The sequence below is a fragment of the Streptomyces sp. NPDC006309 genome (assembly GCF_040613095.1).
GTDB lineage: Bacteria > Actinomycetota > Actinomycetes > Streptomycetales > Streptomycetaceae > Streptomyces.
The window spans coordinates 21,330-36,787 of record NZ_JBEXRO010000043.1 but is presented as its reverse complement, the minus strand read 5'-3'; the positions used below and the strand labels follow the sequence as shown (position 1 = coordinate 36,787).

At 74.0% G+C, this 15,458-nt stretch carries 12 protein-coding genes; 8 read left to right on the top strand and 4 right to left on the bottom strand.

From position 1 onward, the window contains the following. Positions 1 to 166: 166 nt before the first annotated feature. The 3 genes from ABZ117_RS33010 to ABZ117_RS33000 all read right to left on the bottom strand — a co-directional run bounded on the left by ABZ117_RS33010 (position 167) and on the right by ABZ117_RS33000 (position 3,808). The gene (locus ABZ117_RS33010) at positions 167 to 2,449 is read right to left on the bottom strand and encodes an FtsX-like permease family protein (RefSeq protein ID WP_356826271.1); all 2,283 of its coding nucleotides are present in this window, start codon (positions 2,447 to 2,449) and stop codon (positions 167 to 169) included. Positions 2,450 to 2,552: 103 nt separating this feature from the next. Next, positions 2,553 to 3,305 carry an ABC transporter ATP-binding protein gene (locus ABZ117_RS33005; RefSeq protein WP_356826269.1) on the bottom strand — a complete coding sequence of 251 codons (753 nt, stop codon included), beginning with the start codon at positions 3,303 to 3,305 and terminating at the stop codon, positions 2,553 to 2,555. Continuing rightward, complete coding sequence (locus ABZ117_RS33000; protein ID WP_356826267.1) at positions 3,302 to 3,808, bottom strand: PadR family transcriptional regulator; 507 nt, start codon at positions 3,806 to 3,808, stop codon at positions 3,302 to 3,304. Before ABZ117_RS33000 ends, ABZ117_RS33005 begins: the two co-directional genes overlap by 4 nt. A gap of 123 nt (positions 3,809 to 3,931) precedes the next feature. Between ABZ117_RS33000 and ABZ117_RS32995 the strand changes: the two genes are divergently transcribed. From ABZ117_RS32995 to ABZ117_RS32970, 6 genes are all read left to right on the top strand, one after another. Next, entirely contained in the window at positions 3,932 to 5,203 is a 1,272-nt protein-coding gene (locus tag ABZ117_RS32995; RefSeq protein WP_356826265.1) for an ABC transporter substrate-binding protein, read from the top strand. A gap of 169 nt (positions 5,204 to 5,372) precedes the next feature. Continuing rightward, positions 5,373 to 6,998, top strand: coding sequence for a glycoside hydrolase family 13 protein (locus tag ABZ117_RS32990; protein ID WP_356826263.1), 1,626 nt, complete (start codon positions 5,373 to 5,375; stop codon positions 6,996 to 6,998). Between the two features lie 37 nt (positions 6,999 to 7,035). Then, a complete protein-coding gene (locus ABZ117_RS32985; protein ID WP_356826261.1) occupies positions 7,036 to 8,361 on the top strand; it encodes an ABC transporter substrate-binding protein in 1,326 nt (441 codons plus the stop codon). Positions 8,362 to 8,369: 8 nt separating this feature from the next. Further along, positions 8,370 to 9,725 carry an ABC transporter permease subunit gene (locus ABZ117_RS32980; protein WP_356826259.1) on the top strand — a complete coding sequence of 452 codons (1,356 nt, stop codon included), beginning with the start codon at positions 8,370 to 8,372 and terminating at the stop codon, positions 9,723 to 9,725. After that, positions 9,722 to 10,561 (top strand): carbohydrate ABC transporter permease, encoded by an 840-nt coding sequence (locus ABZ117_RS32975; protein ID WP_356826257.1) that lies wholly within the window; start codon positions 9,722 to 9,724, stop codon positions 10,559 to 10,561. Before ABZ117_RS32980 ends, ABZ117_RS32975 begins: the two co-directional genes overlap by 4 nt. A gap of 207 nt (positions 10,562 to 10,768) precedes the next feature. Further along, positions 10,769 to 11,860 carry an LLM class flavin-dependent oxidoreductase gene (locus ABZ117_RS32970; protein WP_356826255.1) on the top strand — a complete coding sequence of 364 codons (1,092 nt, stop codon included), beginning with the start codon at positions 10,769 to 10,771 and terminating at the stop codon, positions 11,858 to 11,860. Positions 11,861 to 11,934: 74 nt separating this feature from the next. Here the strand turns inward: ABZ117_RS32970 and ABZ117_RS32965 are convergent, their stop codons facing one another. Continuing rightward, complete coding sequence (locus ABZ117_RS32965; protein WP_356826253.1) at positions 11,935 to 13,041, bottom strand: prephenate dehydrogenase; 1,107 nt, start codon at positions 13,039 to 13,041, stop codon at positions 11,935 to 11,937. Positions 13,042 to 13,360: 319 nt separating this feature from the next. Between ABZ117_RS32965 and ABZ117_RS32960 the strand changes: the two genes are divergently transcribed. Both ABZ117_RS32960 and ABZ117_RS32955 read left to right on the top strand, forming a co-directional pair. Continuing rightward, entirely contained in the window at positions 13,361 to 13,861 is a 501-nt protein-coding gene (locus tag ABZ117_RS32960) for a flavin reductase family protein (RefSeq protein ID WP_356826251.1), read from the top strand. 49 nt (positions 13,862 to 13,910) lie between these two features. Continuing rightward, positions 13,911 to 15,428 carry an FAD-binding oxidoreductase gene (locus ABZ117_RS32955; RefSeq protein WP_356826249.1) on the top strand — a complete coding sequence of 506 codons (1,518 nt, stop codon included), beginning with the start codon at positions 13,911 to 13,913 and terminating at the stop codon, positions 15,426 to 15,428. Positions 15,429 to 15,458: the final 30 nt, after the last annotated feature.

Genomic DNA, 15,458 nt, shown 5'->3' with positions numbered 1-15,458 from the left:
AAGGTCCTCGCCAAACGCGTCGAACCCGCCCTCACCGAAGGCACCGACGTACCCGGCCTCGACCCGTCGACGAAGGCCCTCGTCGCCACCTACCGGGAACTGCGCGGCCGGAGCTGAGAGACCGCGGCGCCGGACGGCCCGGCGGGACCGTTCCTCCGGGCCGGGCTCAGCCCACCGCGCTCAGCGTGTCCGCGAGGCGCCGCCGGGCCGCCCGGGCCGCCGGCAGCGCCGCCAGTGCCGCCGCGCCCAGCACCGCGGCCGAGCCCAGCAGGAGCAGCACCCCCGGCGCGGGGGACTGGGCGATCCCGGCGCCGATCCCGCTGGAACCGCCCTGGGCATCGATGAGCCGGCGGGCCAGCGGCAGCCCCAGCGCCATGGCGGCGACGGCCGCCGCCAGGGTCGTACAGCTCGTCGCGGTGACGGCGATCCCGGTGATCTGCCGCGGCGACATCCCGATCGCCCGGAGCGCCAGCACGTCCCGCTCACCCTCGCGGACGGTGCCGCCGATCGCGGTGAGCAGCTCGACCAGACCGATGAGGGCCAGTACGGCGATCAGCCCGGCTACCACCGCGCGCAGCGGGGACAACCCGTCGGCGGGGTTCGTCACCGGATGTACCTCCAGGTGGCCCCGGCCGGCCGCGGTGAGCGCGGCGGCCACCCGCCGCGGGTCGGCGCCGGGGCGCAGCCGCAGTTCCCAGAAGGCCGCGGACACGCCCGGATCGTTCTCGCGGAGGGTGTCCAGGGACGTCGTCACGACCCGCCCGGCGTTCTGCGGCTCGATGCTGCGGCCCACGATGTGCAGGATCTGCGGCCGGTCGCCCACCGTCATCCGCACCCAGTCCCCGACCCGCGCGTGCACCAGGTCGAGCAGGCCCTGCCCGGCCACCGCCTCGTCCGGCCCGCGGGGCGCGCGGCCCTCGGCGAGGACACGGGGACAGGGCTCCGAGCGGGTGCCGATGCCGCGCAGGGCGATCGTCCCGGTCTGCCCGGGGACCAGCGCGGCCACCTCGACGCCCGGGTAGGCGGCGGCGACCCGGGGATCGCGGGTCAGCAGGGCCCGTAGGCCGGACGCGGCCGGCGCACCGTCCGAGCGGACCGTGAGCGCCGTGGGCAGGCCCATCCGCTCGGGGCTGCTGTGGAAGCGGTCGAGCGTGGTCCACGCGCTGAGCGCCACCACGATCAGCAGCAACGGCAGCGTCAGCCGGGCCACGGTGGCCAGGGACCGGCCGCGCCCGGCGAACGCCTTGTGGCAGCCGAGGACCAGCGCGGCCGGCAACCGCAGGCCGAGCGCCCGCCGGGCCGGCCCGGTCAGCCGGCCGCCCGCCGGACCGGCCGGGCGCGGCACCGGGACCGGCGGCACCCGCCCCGCCCGCCAGGCCGCGAGCCCCGTGGTCAGGCCGATGAACAGCACCGCGCCCACCGGCACCGCGGACAGCGCCACGGTGTGCCCGGGCAGCCCCTGCCACACGCCCACGGCGTCGCCGAGCCGTCCCGGGACCCGGCTGCCCAGCGCCTCGGTGAGCGCCGCCGCGGCCACGGCGCCGAGCAGCGCGTACGCCAGATGCTGGAGCAGGAAGATCCGTACGACCTGGCCGGGGGTGAAGCCGATCGCCTTCAGCACCGACAGGTCCCGCAGATGGCCGCGGATGCGGGTGGCGATCGCGCCGTGCACCGCGAACCCGGCGGCGATCAGGGCACCCAGCCCGAACAGTCCGAGCACCTGGCCCAGCAGGCGGTTCTCGCCCTGCGCCGCGGCGCGGGCCTGCTGCCAGGTCGAGACCTCGCCGACCACGCCCGCGCCCAGCACGGTGACGGCGCGCTGCACGGCGTAGTCCGTGTCGCCCGGATCGTCGAGCCGCAGCCCGACGACCTGGCCGCCGGGGGCGCGTACCGCGGACGGCAGCGCCCACACCAGCCCCGGCTGCTCGCCCGGGCGGTAGGGGGGTTCGGCGCTGTCCGCGACGCCCACGACGGTCAGGGTGCGGGCCGTGCCCGGCAGGGTGAGGGTGTCCCCGGGTTCGGCCAGCAGGGCGCGGGCCAGGCTGCTCTCCAGCACCACGCCGTCCGGCGCGGCCGGGTCCAGCCAGCGCCCGGCGGTCAGCAGCGGCCGGCCGACGGAGGGCGGGCGCGGGGTGCCGCGCAGTTCCACGGCGGCCCGGGCGCCGCGGGCGGCGACGGTGGCGGACTCGGTGCGGTAGGGGCCGGCGACCGCGGTGACGCCGTCCAGCCGGGCCACGGCGCGCGCGTCGGCGGCCGGGGTGGTGTGCAGCCACACGTGTGCCCCGCGCGCCTCGGCGAAGGTCCGCTGCCAGGGGTTCGTGGCGTACCCGAACAGGGCGGTGGCGAACAGCAGCGAGGCGACGATGCCGGCGGTCGCCAGCACCAGGAACAGTGCCTCGCCGCGGTGCGTGCGCAGATCGGAGTGCGCCCAGCGCAGAGCGGCCCGCACCCGCCTCAGCCTCTCAGCCCGGCCCGCGCCGGCGGCCACCCCGCCGGTCCCGGGCGGCTCGGGCGGGGGTGTCCCGCCGGCGGGCGGGTGCGCGGTCGGTGCATCAGTCCCTCAGCTCCAGTACGGCGGAGATGCCGCCGCGCCGGGACGACGGGGTGCCGTCGAGGGTCGCGTCGTCGGCTATGCGGCCGTCGAAGAAGCTGATCACCCGGTCGGCGGCGCTGGCCAGCCGGGCGTCGTGGGTGACGAGGACGATGCTCTGCCCGCGTCCGTGGAAGCGGGACAGCAGCCGCATGACCTCGCGGGTGCCCTTGCTGTCGAGGCTGCCGGCCGGCTCGTCCGCGAGGAGCAGCGGCGGATGGTTGACCAGCGCCCGGGCGAGCGCGACCCGCTGCTGCTCGCCGCCGGACAGCTCGCCCGGCATGCTGCGTTCCTTGCCCTCCAGGCCCAGCTCGGCGAGGAGTTCCGCGCGCTCGGCGCGGGCCTTCCTCGGCGGCACACCGGCCAGCAGCGCGGGCAGCTCGACGTTGTCGGCGACCGACAGGTTCGACACCAGGTTGAAGAACTGGAAGACGATCCCGATGGATCTCCTGCGCTCCACCGCCCACCGGGCCTCGCCGAAGGAGTCCGTGCACCGGCCGTCGAGCCAGATGCTGCCCTCGTCCGGCCGCTGGAGCCCGCCGAGCAGATGCAGCAGCGTCGACTTGCCCGCACCGGACGGGCCGGTGATCGCCACGAACTCGCCGCGCGCCACGGACAGGCCGACCCCGCGCACGGCACGCGCGGGCACGCCCTCGCCGTGGTGGGTCTTCACCAGGCCCTCGGCCCGCAGCACGGGGGCGGCGTGCTCGCTCATTCCAGTTCCTCCTGGCACCGCTCCAGCCAGTCGAGGTCCGCCTGGAGGTGCAGCATCGCGCCCTCGATCAGCAGATGGGCGATTCGGTTGTCCCGGTCCTCGGCCGCGGCCAGTTTCGACAGGACGCGCATGGTGTTGAGGTACTGGCGCCGCTGCCGGTTGATCAGCGCGACCTGGTCGGCGAGGCCGGTCTGCGGGGCGAGGGCGAGCTTCATGAAGAACTCGTCCCGCACCCGCGGCTCGTCCTCGGTCTCCTCGAACCAGACGTGCAGTGCCTCACGTCCGGCCTCGGTGAGGCGGTAGACCTTCTTGTTGGGCCGGCTCGACTGCTCGACGTCCTCGCCCTCGATCAGCCCGGACTTCTCCAGGCGGCCGAGGGTGACGTAGACCTGGCCGACGTTCGGCTGAGGGTACGCGGAGCCCAGCAGTTGCTCAAGGTCCTGCTTCAGCTCGTAGCCGTGGGCCGGGCCGCGGGCGAGGAGTGCCAGGAGGGGCAGGCGCACGCGTGCTGTCCTCCTGTCTGCCGCATGTGCTCCAGGCCCTAGTATCGCGCATACCTAACAGGTATACATGGCCTCTGTCCCCGGGCGAAGACGCCCGTGGTGCCGGTGTACAGGGAGGAACCTATGCGGTGGACGCGCGCCGCCGGTAGGGGCCTTCTCGTACTCGCGGTGATCATGGCAGGGTACGTGGCCTCCGGTGCCCGCGCCGAGGAGGCCGCCCGCGGCGGTCGCGGCCCGCTCACCCTGGCCACCGCCGGGGACCTCACCGGCTATCTCGGCCCGCTGCTGCGGGGCTGGAACCGCACCCACCCCGGGGAGCGGGTCACCCTCGTCGAGCTGCCGGACTCCGCCGACGAGACGCACGCGCAGATGACGACCGACCTGCGCGGCGGTGACCGGGGCCGGTTCGACGTCCTCAACATCGACGTGGACTGGACCTCGCAGTTCGCGGCGGCCGGCTGGATCAGCCCGCTGCCCCGCGACCGCTTCCCGCTGCGCAGCTTCCTGCCGCCGGTGGTGGACACGGCGACGTACGGCGGCCGGCTGTACGCGGTGCCGTACGTCACGAACGCCGGGCTGCTCCTGTACCGCAAGGACGTCCTCGCGAAGGAGGGCGTGCCCCCGCCGCGCACCTGGGCCGAACTGGAGCACGACGCGCGGACCATCGCGCCGAAGTACGGGCTCGGCGGTTACGCGGGCCAGTTCCTGCCCTACGAGGGGCTCACCGTGAACGCGGCCGAGGCCGTGTACTCGGCGGGCGGCACGATCCTCGGCGGCGAGGGCAGACGCGTCACCGTCGACTCCGCCGCGGCCCGCGAGGGCATCGGCTTCCTCGCCCGCGGCGTCCGCGAGGGCTGGATACCGAAGCAGGCGCTGACGTACAAGGAGGAGGAGTCCAAGCGGGCCTTCCAGGACGGCAGGCTGCTCTTCCTGCGCAACTGGCCCTACGCGTACGCCGTCGCCTCGGCCGCGGGCTCGAAGGTCGCCGGGCGGATCGGCGCCGTACCCCTGCCCGGGCCCGACGGGCCGGGGACGAGCGTCCTCGGCGGGTCGAACCTCGCGGTCAACGCCCACGCCCGGCACCCCGACTCCGCCGCGCGGCTGATCGCCTACCTCACCAGCGCACCCGTCCAGCGCGAGGTGCTCGTGCGGGGTGCGCTGCCGCCGGTGCGCGCCGCGCTGTACGAGGATCCCGCGCTGGTGCGCAGGTTCCCCTATCTGCCGACCCTGCGCACCGCGGTCGTGACGGCCCGGCCGCGCCCCCGGAGCCCGCACTACGACCAGGTCAGCCTGGCCGTGCAAGCGGTCGTGCAGGACGCGCTCACCGGGCGGCAGACGCCCGGGCAGGCCGTGCGCCGACTGGCGCGCGAACTCGACGCCATCGCCCGTCGATAGTTACTTGTTAGGTAACGCAGGCATCACGACTGCGTTCATCCTGCGGTAATTTGCCCGCATTCATCCAGTCAACCGGCCAGTAGCTTCTGCTCACTTCGTTGACACCTTCGCGCGTCGCCTACCTAACATGCATGCATAACAGCCCCCTTCAGAGACAGGTTCCACAGGGTTGAACAGGCATCATTGGTGGCGGGACGCGGTGATCTACCAGGTCTACGTCCGCAGCTTCCTGGACAGCACCGGTGACGGCATCGGCGATCTCGCCGGCGTCCGGGCCGGGCTCCCGTACCTCAAGAAGCTCGGCGTCGACGGCATCTGGCTGAGCCCGTTCTACCCCTCGCCGCAGCACGACCACGGCTACGACGTGGCCGACTACTGCGACGTCGACCCGGTCTTCGGCGACCTCGCCGAGTTCGACCTGCTGATGGCCGCGGCCCGGCGGCTCGGCATCAGGGTGCTCCTCGACATCGTCCCCAACCACTGCTCCAGCGAGCACCCCTGGTTCCGCGCCGCCCTGGCCGGCGGACCCGGCAGCCCGGCCCGCGCCCGCTTCCACTTCGCCGACGGCCGGGGCCCCGACGGCAGCGAGCCGCCCAACAACTGGCACGCCATGTTCGGCGGGCCGGCCTGGTCCCGGGTCACGGAGCCCGACGGCCGCCCCGGCCAGTGGTACCTGCACATGTTCACGCCCGAACAGCCCGACTGGAACTGGCGCGACCCCGAGGTGCCCGCCGAGTTCGAACGCGTCCTGCGCTTCTGGCTCGACCGGGGAGTGGACGGCTTCCGCATCGATGTCGCCGCGGGGCTGTACAAGCACCCCGCGCTGCCCGACTCCGACGACCCGCAGGCCGACGCCCGCACCCGCGACTCGGTCAACCCCCTCGCCTGGAACCAGCCCGAGGTGCACGAGGTGTGGCGCCACTGGCGCGCCGTCTGCGAGGAGTACACCGGCCGCGACGGCCGCGAACGCCTCCTGGTCGGCGAGGTCTCCGTCCCCACCGCCCGCGAACACGCCCTCTACGTCCGCCCCGACGAACTCCACCAGGCCTTCTTCTTCGACCTGCTCGGCGCCGCCTGGGACGCCGACGCCTTCCGCAAGGTCATCTCGGAGGCCATGCAGGACATCGCCGGCACCGGCTCCACCGTCACCTGGGTCCTCAACAACCACGACCAGGTCCGCACCGTCACCCGCTACGGCGAACCCGCCACCGAGGGCAGCGGCCTGGGCGCCGCCCGCGCCCGCGCCGCCGCACTGCTGATGCTGGCGCTGCCCGGCGCCGCGTACATCTACCAGGGCGAGGAACTGGGCCTGCCCGAGGTCGTCGACCTGCCCGACGACGTGCTCACCGACCCGATCTTCCGGCGCACCGGCAGCCGCGCCCGCATCCGCGACGGCTGCCGGGTGCCGCTGCCCTGGTCCGGGCAGGCCTCGCCGTTCGGCTTCACCTCCGGCGCGGAGGGCGCCAGACCCTGGCTGCCCCAGCCGTCGTACTTCGCCGAGTACGCCACCGACCGGGCCCTCGCCGACACCCGCTCCTTCTGGCACCTGTACCGCGACGGACTCCAGCTGCGGCACTCGCTGCCCCAACTGGGCGAGGGCGCCCTGCGCTGGCTCGACACCCCGCCCGGCGTCCTCGGCTTCGTCCGCGGCGACGGCCTGGTCTGCGCCGTCAACTTCGGTACGGCTCCCACCCCCGCGCCGGTCCCCGGCACCCCCCTGCTCTCCAGCGACGGCTCCTGCCCGCCCGGCGTCCTGCCCGGCTCCACGGCCGCCTGGTGGCTGACCGGCCTCTGATCCTCCGTCATCTCCCCTACCGAAAGGTCCGTCAACGATGATGCGACGACGCACGACCCTGCTCACCGGCTGCACCGCCCTCGCACTCGCCCTCGGCGCCACCGCCTGCGGCGGCGGACCGGTCTCCGCGGGCGGCGGTGACAAGGCCCTCGACGGCCAGACGGTCACCGTGGCCGGTGTCTGGTCCGGCAGCGAACAGAAGAACTTCCAGAAGGTGCTGGACGCCTTCACCGAGAAGACCGGCGCCAGAACACAGTTCGTGTCCACCGGCGACAACGTCTCCACCGTCGTCGGCAGCAAGATCGAGGGCGGCAACGCACCCGACGTCGTGATGGTCCCGCAGGTCGGCGTCCTGAAGCAGTTCGCGAAGAAGGGCTGGCTCACGCCGCTCTCGCCGGACGCCCGGCGGACCGTCGACGCCGACTACGCCCCCGTGTGGAAGAAGTACGGCAGCGTCGACGGCACCCTGTACGGCCTCTACTTCAAAGCCGCCCACAAGTCGACCGTCTGGTACAGCCCCGAAGCGCTCACGGCGGCCGGGGTCCGGCCGCCGAAGACGTACGACGAGCTGCTGAAGGCCGGGCACACCGTCTCCGACTCCGGGCTCGCCGCCTTCGCGGTCGCCGGACAGGACGGCTGGACCCTCACCGACTGGTTCGAGAACGTCTACCTCTCCCAGGCCGGCCCCGGGAAGTACGACGCCCTCGCCGCCCACACCCTCAAGTGGACCGACCCCAGCGTCGTGAAGGCGCTCACCACCCTCGGCAAGCTGTTCAAGGACAAGCAGCTCGTCGCGGGCGGCCCGAACGAGGCCCTGAACACCGACTTCCCCGGCTCCGTGGAGAAGGTCTTCGGCCCCAGGCCCCGCGCCGGCATGGTCTACGAGGGCGACTTCGTCGCCGGCGTCGCCCACGACCAGTACGGGAAGGCCATCGGCAAGGACGCGGACTTCTTCCCCTTCCCCGCGGTCGGCGGCGGCAGCGCACCCGTCGTCAGCGGCGGTGACGCGGCGGTCGTCCTCAAGGACGCCAAGAACGCCAAGGCCGGCATGAAGCTGCTGGAATACCTGGCGACCCCCGAGGCGGCGGCCGTGTGGGCGAAGGCGGGCGGCTTCCTGTCGCCGAACAGGAAGCTCGGCCTCGACCGGTACGGCGACGACGTCACCCGCGCCACCGCCAAGTCCCTCACCGGCGCCGGGAACTCGGTCCGCTTCGACATGTCCGACCAGGCACCGGCCGCCTTCGGCGGCACCAAGGGCACCGGCGAGTGGAAGCTCCTCCAGGACTTCCTGCGCGACCCGTCCGACCCCAGGGGGACCGCCGCGAAGCTGGAGTCCGCCGCCGCCAAGGCCTACCGGAACTGAGCCACGCCATGACCGCCACCACTGTGGAGAAACAGCAGGCGGGCCCGCGGGCCGCCGCCGGCCCGGCGCGCGTGCGCCGCGGCCGGCGGCGCGCCGGGCTGATCGCCCTGCTCTTCGTCCTCCCCGCGCTGCTCCTGCTCGGCGCGCTCGTCGTCTACCCGGTGCTGTTCTCCGTCGGCCGGAGCTTCTTCGACGCCTCCGGCACCCGGTTCGTCGGCGGCGGCAACTACGCCGAGATGTTCCGCGACCCGGCCACCCTCAAGGCCATCCGCAACACCGTCGTCTGGGTGGTCGTCGCGCCCGCCCTGCTCACCGGGCTCGGCCTGATCCTGGCCGTCCTGGTGGAGAAGGTCCGCTGGGCCACCGCCTTCAAGCTGCTGCTCTTCATGCCGATGGCCGTGTCCTTCCTCGCCGCCGGCATCATCTTCCGCCTCGCCTACGACGCGGACCCGGACAAGGGCGTGCTGAACGCCGCCGTCGTCTCCGTCCACGACGCCTTCAAGGGGACCTCGACGTACCCGACGGCCCGCGGGCGCACCGGAGTGCTCACCCGGGACCGGGACGGCTCCTACCGCACGAGCGCCACCCCGGGCGAGACGGTGACCCTCCCGATGGTCGGCGTCCTGCCCGGTGACCTGCCACGCGACGCCGCACCCGCGGCCCCCGCGGCCGGCACCGAGGCCGCCCCCGGCGACCTGCGCGGCGTCGTCTACCTGGACTTCACCCCCGGCGGGGGCGGCAAGCAGGGCAAGGTCGACCCGCGGGAGAGCGGGCTGCCCGGGATGAGGGTGGAGGCGGTGCGCGACGGGAGGACGGTCGCGAGCACGGCCACCGCGGCCGACGGCTCCTTCCGCTTCACCGGCCTGCACGACGGCTCGTACACGGTCCGGCTGCCCGCCGCCAACTTCGCCCCGCCCTACCAGGGCGTCTCCTGGCTCGGCCCCGCCCTCGTCACCCCGGCCATCATCGGCGCCTACCTGTGGATCTGGACCGGCTTCGCCATGGTGCTCATCGGCGCCGGACTGTCCACCCTCCCGCGTGACGCACTGGAGGCCGCCCGCATGGACGGCGCGAACGAGTGGCAGATCTTCCGCCGGATCACCGTCCCGCTGCTCGCGCCCGTGCTCACCGTGGTCTTCGTGACCCTCGTCATCAACGTGATGAAGGTCTTCGACCTCGTCTACGTCATCGCGCCCGGCCCGGTCCAGGAGGACGCCACCGTCCTCGCCACCCAGATGTGGCTGGTGTCGTTCGGCGGCGGCAACAACCAGGGGCTGGGCAGTGCCCTGGGCGTCCTGCTGCTGCTCCTCGTCGTCCCCGCGATGGTGTTCAACGTCCGCCGTTTCCGAAGGAGTCAGCGATGAACGCGATCAGGCGCGGCCTGGGCAGCGGCCTGGTGCAGGCCTTCCTGGTGGTCGTCGGGCTGGTCTGGCTGACCCCGCTCGCCGGACTGTTCCTCTCCTCTCTGCGCTCGGCCCAGGACACGGCCCGGGGCGGCTGGTGGACCACCCTGGCCGACCCCGGCCGGCTCTCCCTCGACAACTACACGGCCCTGCTGAAGAACGCGGGCATCACCCAGGCGTTCTGGAACACCGTGCTGATCTCGGTGCCGGCCACCACCCTGGTCGTCGTCATCGCGGCCCTCGCCGGGTACGCCTTCGCCTGGCTGGACTTCCCGCTGCGGGAGCCCCTCTTCCTGCTCGTGGTGGCCCTGCTGGTGGTGCCGGTGCAGATCGGCCTGCTGCCGGTGGCCAAACTCTTCGGCGCGCTCGGCCTGTTCGGCACCATCCCCGGGGTCGTCCTCTTCCACGTGGCGTACGGCCTGCCCTTCGCCGTCTTCCTGCTGCGCAACTACTTCGCGGAGATGCCGAAGGAGATGCTGGAGGCGGCCCGGATGGACGGCGGCACCGAGTGGCGCATCTTCACCCGGCTGGTGCTGCCGGTGGGCCGTCCGGCGATCGCCTCGCTCGCCATCTTCCAGTTCCTGTGGGTGTGGAACGACATGCTGGTCGCCCTGCTCTTCGCCGACAGCTCCGCCCAGCCGCTGACTGTCCAACTCCAGTCACAGATACGGCAGTTCGGCAGCAACATCGACGTACTGGCACCGGGCGCTTTCCTGTCGCTGATCGTGCCGGTGGTCGTGTTCTTCGCGTTCCAGCGGCACTTCGTCCAAGGGGTGATGGCCGGGTCGGTCAAGTGACGCGGGATGATCTCCGGCCAACTTCGGCCCCCCGGCGGCCCCTTTCCGGCCCCTCCCCGCGCCCGGCCGGGAAGGGGCTCCCACCCCTCCGGCCAGGGGAGACGGCCGCCGCCGGACGCGGCCACCTCTCCTCAACAGCCGTATAAAACAGGTCACTTGACGAATCTGGCCGGGAATAGCCTGCGAGGACCCCCGGTTCCCGCGGGCATGACTGAGCCAATCAGCGGCCCCGTCCGGGGCAGTGCGCACGGAACCGCTCCCGTCCCGTTGTCCGTTCTGGACCTGGTGGCCCTCGGCGAGGGGAACACCGCCCACCAGGCGCTGGCAGCCTCCCAGCGGCTCGCCCGCCTGGTCGAGTCCCGCGGCTTCCTGCGGTACTGGGTCGCGGAGCACCACTCCATGCCCGGCATCTCCAGCAGCAGCCCCGCCGTGATCCTCGCCCACCTCGCGGCCCACACCCGGCGGCTGCGGCTGGGTTCGGGCGGCGTGATGCTGCCCAACCACGCCCCCCTCGTCATCGCCGAGCAGTTCGGCACCCTGGAGGCCCTCGCCCCGGGCCGGATCGACCTCGGCCTCGGACGGGCGCCCGGCACGGACGGCGCCACGGCGGCGGCCCTGCGCCGGACCGGCGGCACACCCGGCGCCGGCGACGACTTCCCCGCCGAGGTGAGGGAACTCATCGGCTTCCTGCGGGGCGACTTCCCCGACCGCCACCCCTACCGCGGTGTGCACGCCGTCCCCGGCCCGGTGCAGGGACACACCGAACACCCGCAGGTCTGGCTGCTCGGCTCCTCCGGTTTCTCCGCCCGCCTCGCCGGAGAACTGGGACTGCCGTTCGCCTTCGCCCACCACTTCTCCGCGCACAACACCCTGCCCGCGCTGGAGCTGTACCGCAGCACCTTCCGCCCCTCCGCGGTCCTCGCCGAGCCGTATGTGACGCTCGGCGTCTTCGCGTTCGCCGGCGACGACCCCCGGGAGGCCCGCCGGCAGGCACTCACCGGCGCGCTCGCCACCGTACGGCTGCGTAGCGGACGGCCCGGGCTCATCCCGACACCCGAGGAGGCCGAGGCCCACGTCTTCACCGAGCGGGAGACGGCCGTCCTCGGCGGCTGGCTCGACAACGCGCTGTACGGAACGGCCGACGAGGTCACCGCCGGCCTGGACGAACTCAGGAAGCGGACCGGCGCGGACGAGCTGATGCTGGCCATGAACTCCCACAGCCTGGACTTCCGCGTGCGCTCCTACGAGCTGATATCCGACGCCTACGGACTGCCGGCCGGCACCCCGGCCGACGGCTGACGGCTGACGGCACACGGAAAGGCCCTGGTCCCGCCCGGAAGGGGGACCAGGGCCCTGGTACGGACGCCCGCGGCTCAGCGGGCGGCGGCCACCGACACCCGCCAGCCGTCGGCGGCGAGCCGCCGGCGCATCGACTCGGCGGCGGCCGGCGACGCCGCCAGACTCGCCGACAGCTCCGTCGACGCACCCGACCAGGAGAGCCGGATGCCCTCCGCGCCGATGCCGGACTCCTCGGCCGCGTGCAGCAGCCGGTCCACCTCGCCGGGCCGGCCGGCCAGCGGAACCGTCAGCGTCACCTCACGGGCCGGACCCCCGCCCCCCGGCTCGTACACCGCCGCCCAGCCCTCCCGGCCCCGGGCCAGCAGATCCCGGAGCACGGCCAGCGCGTCCTCGGCGTCCTCGGCACCGGGACCGGCCACCTCCAGCGCGTGCAGGGCCCGGGTGAGCGCCTCCAGATCCTTCGTCAGGGCCCGGAGGATCTCCACGAGAGCCGGTGCGTTGGAGCGGACGATGTCCGTCCACAGCCCGGGGTCACCGCCCGCGACCCGGATCACGTCCCGTACCCCCCGGCCCGCGAGCCGCAGCTCCTGCCCGGGCGCCTCCCCCAGCCGCGCCGCCATCAGGGACGCCACCAGATGGGGTGCGTGCGAGACCAGGGCGACCGCGCGGTCGTGCGCGTGCGGCTCCATCACCACGGGAACGGCCCCGCACAGCGCCACGGCGGCCAGCACCGAGTTGAGCGCGCCGGGGCAGGTCTCCGGTCCGGGCGTCAAGATCCAGGGGCGGTCCTCGAACAGATCGGCGCGCGCGGCCAGCGGACCGGAACGCTCGCTCCCGGCCATGGGATGGCCGCCGACGAACAGGTCCGGCTCCGGGGCGCCGCACGCGGCGGCCAGCGCGGTGGGCGCCTTGACGCTCGCCACATCGGTGTAGGCCCGGGCCAGCCCGGCGTGCTGGTGCCGCTCCAGCACCCGGGCGACCAGGCCCGGCGGTACGGCGATCACGGCGAGGTCCACGGGGCCGTCGGGCGGCGCGACCGTGCCCGCTCCCCGCGCGGCGGCGACCCGCGCTGCCGACTCGTCCGCGTCGATCAGGTGCACACGCACGCCGCGGCGGCTCAGCGCCAGGCCGGCCGACGTGCCGATGAGTCCGGTTCCCACCACGGCCGCGGTGCGGATCACTGGTTCCCCCTCTGCTGCCCGGATCATCCGTGAGCGGGAGCGCCTCCTCCCGCCGGGCACGGGCCCGGCGGCCACCGCCGTACACCCGCGCCGGTCGCAGTGTGGACCGGGAGCCGGGCCCCGTACGCGGCCAGCCGCGCACGGCAAGTGCCGCATCCGCGCATGTCCGGCGTTCGCGAACGCGACAGAGCACATGCGCGAGCACGGCACCGCGCGCCCGCCCCGGTTCGTACCTTCGTCTCGCCGGAGGCCGCCCCACGGCCGCCGGACGCCCACCCGGGTCCGCCCGAAGGCCGGCACACGACGGAGAGGATGAGCAGTGGAACTCGATCTGCGTACGGTGATGCGGCACTTCGCCACCGGTGTGGGTGTGGTGAGCACCTGGACCGAGGAGCCCGGCGTGCCCGGCGGGCGGCGCCATGACGCGATCACGGTCAACTCGCTGATCCCCGTGTCCTCCGACCCCCCGCTCGTCGCGCTCTCCCTGCGGCACGGGTCGGCCTTCCTGGCGGACCTGCTGACGGCCGGCACCTGGGGCGTGTCGATCCTGGCCGCGGACGGGGCGGACACCGCGAGGACCCTGGCCCGCTCCCGGGAGAACCGGGCCGAGGCGCTGCGCACGCTGCCCGCCTCCCCGGGCCGGCACACCGGCGCCCTGCTGCTGGACGGCCCCGGCTGGATGGAGTGCGCGCTGGCCGAGTCCCTCACCGTCGGCGACCACCTCATGGTGATCGGCACCGTGCTGGCCACCGGCGTACGCGCCCCCCAGGACCCGCTCGTGTTCCTGCACGGCTCGCTCACCTCCGCCACCGCCGCCTGACGGACCACCGACCGCCCGACCAGGACCCACACCGTCCAGGGAGACCAGCATGTCCGAACTGTCCACGGCCGTAGACGGCCCCGTCGCCACCGGCCCCGCCCCCGGGTCCGCCGCGCTGCGCGCCGCGCTCGACGCGGCCGGCCGCGTCCTGGGCGAGGAGCGGGTGGTGCGCCCCGCGGGCGACGCCGAGCAGACCCGGCTCCTCGGCCCCAACACCAGCCTCTTCCGCTCCCGCCGGGTCGCCGCCGTACTGCGGCCCGCCACCGCCGGACAGGTCGGCGAGATCGTGGAGCTGTTCTCCCGGGAGCCGGACTCCGGGAGCCTGCACGCGATCAGCACGGGACGCAACTGGGGCCTGGGCTCCCGCGAACCGGCCGAGGACGGCGCCGTGGTCCTGGACCTCGGCGGACTGGACCGGGTGCGGGCCCTGGACCTGGACGCCGGCTGGGCCGTCGTCGAACCGGGCGTCACCCAGGGCCGGCTCTCCCGGCTGCTGGCCCACACCTCCCGGATGGCCAACGTCACCGTCTCCGCCGCGGCGACCAGCATCGTCGGCAACGCCCTCGACCGCGGTGTCGGCCTGCGCGGCCAGCGCACCGAGGACCTCGCCGGCCTGGAGGTGGTCCTGCCCGGCGGCGAGACGGTCCGGGTGGGCTGGTGGCCCGGCGCGGGACGCACCGCGCCGGTCTACCCCCACGGCCTGGGCCCCTCCGCGCTGCCGCTGTTCGTCCAGTCCAACCTGGGCGTGGTCACCGCGGCCGTGATCCGGCTGCCCGCCCGGCCCGAGGCGTTGCGCGTGACCCGTCTCGGCTTCCCGGCCCCGGCGCTCGCCGAGGTCACCGACACCGTGCGCCGCTGGGTCGCCCAGGGACTGACCCGGGGCGTCCCGCGGATCTACGACCCGGCGGCCGGGGCGTCGTACGGCGGCGCCGAGGGGGAGTGGGCGGTGCACCTGCCGGTCGACGGCACCACCGAGTCGGTGGCGGCCCTCACCGGCATCCTGACCGCGGAGGCGCGCCGCTCCGGACTGTTCACCGAGATCTCCGCCACCGACGGCGCCGACCCGGCCCGCCCCCACCACGAGGTGACCCGCCTGGTGGAACGCGCGTACGCCGGTGACCCGGACATCACCGACACCCTCTTCCGCGCCAAGATGGGCGTGGGCGCCGACAAGGTCGACTCGGAGGCCGGGTTCCTGTTCTTCCTGCCGCTGCTCCCGTTCACCGGCGAGGCGGTCGCACACGCGGACCGGCTGCTGCGGGAAGCGGCGGAGACAACCGGCGTACGGCTCTCGGCGACCCTGCACCTGCTCGGCCCCGACCTCATCGACTGCGTGGTGGCGATGAAGTTCCCCCACGAGGACGACGCGGCCGCGCGGGCGCACCGGGCGCTGGACCTGCTGTACGCGTCGTTCGCCGACGCCGGTTTCGCGCCGTACCGGCTGGACGTCGACCACGCCGGGCAGCGGGACGCGCTGGCCGTCGACGCCGCGGCCGTCGCCCTCACCCGCCGGCTCAAGGCAGTGCTCGACCCCAACAACGCCATCGCTGCGGGACGTTACCGCTGACCGCGGGACACCACCGGACACGAGTGAGAC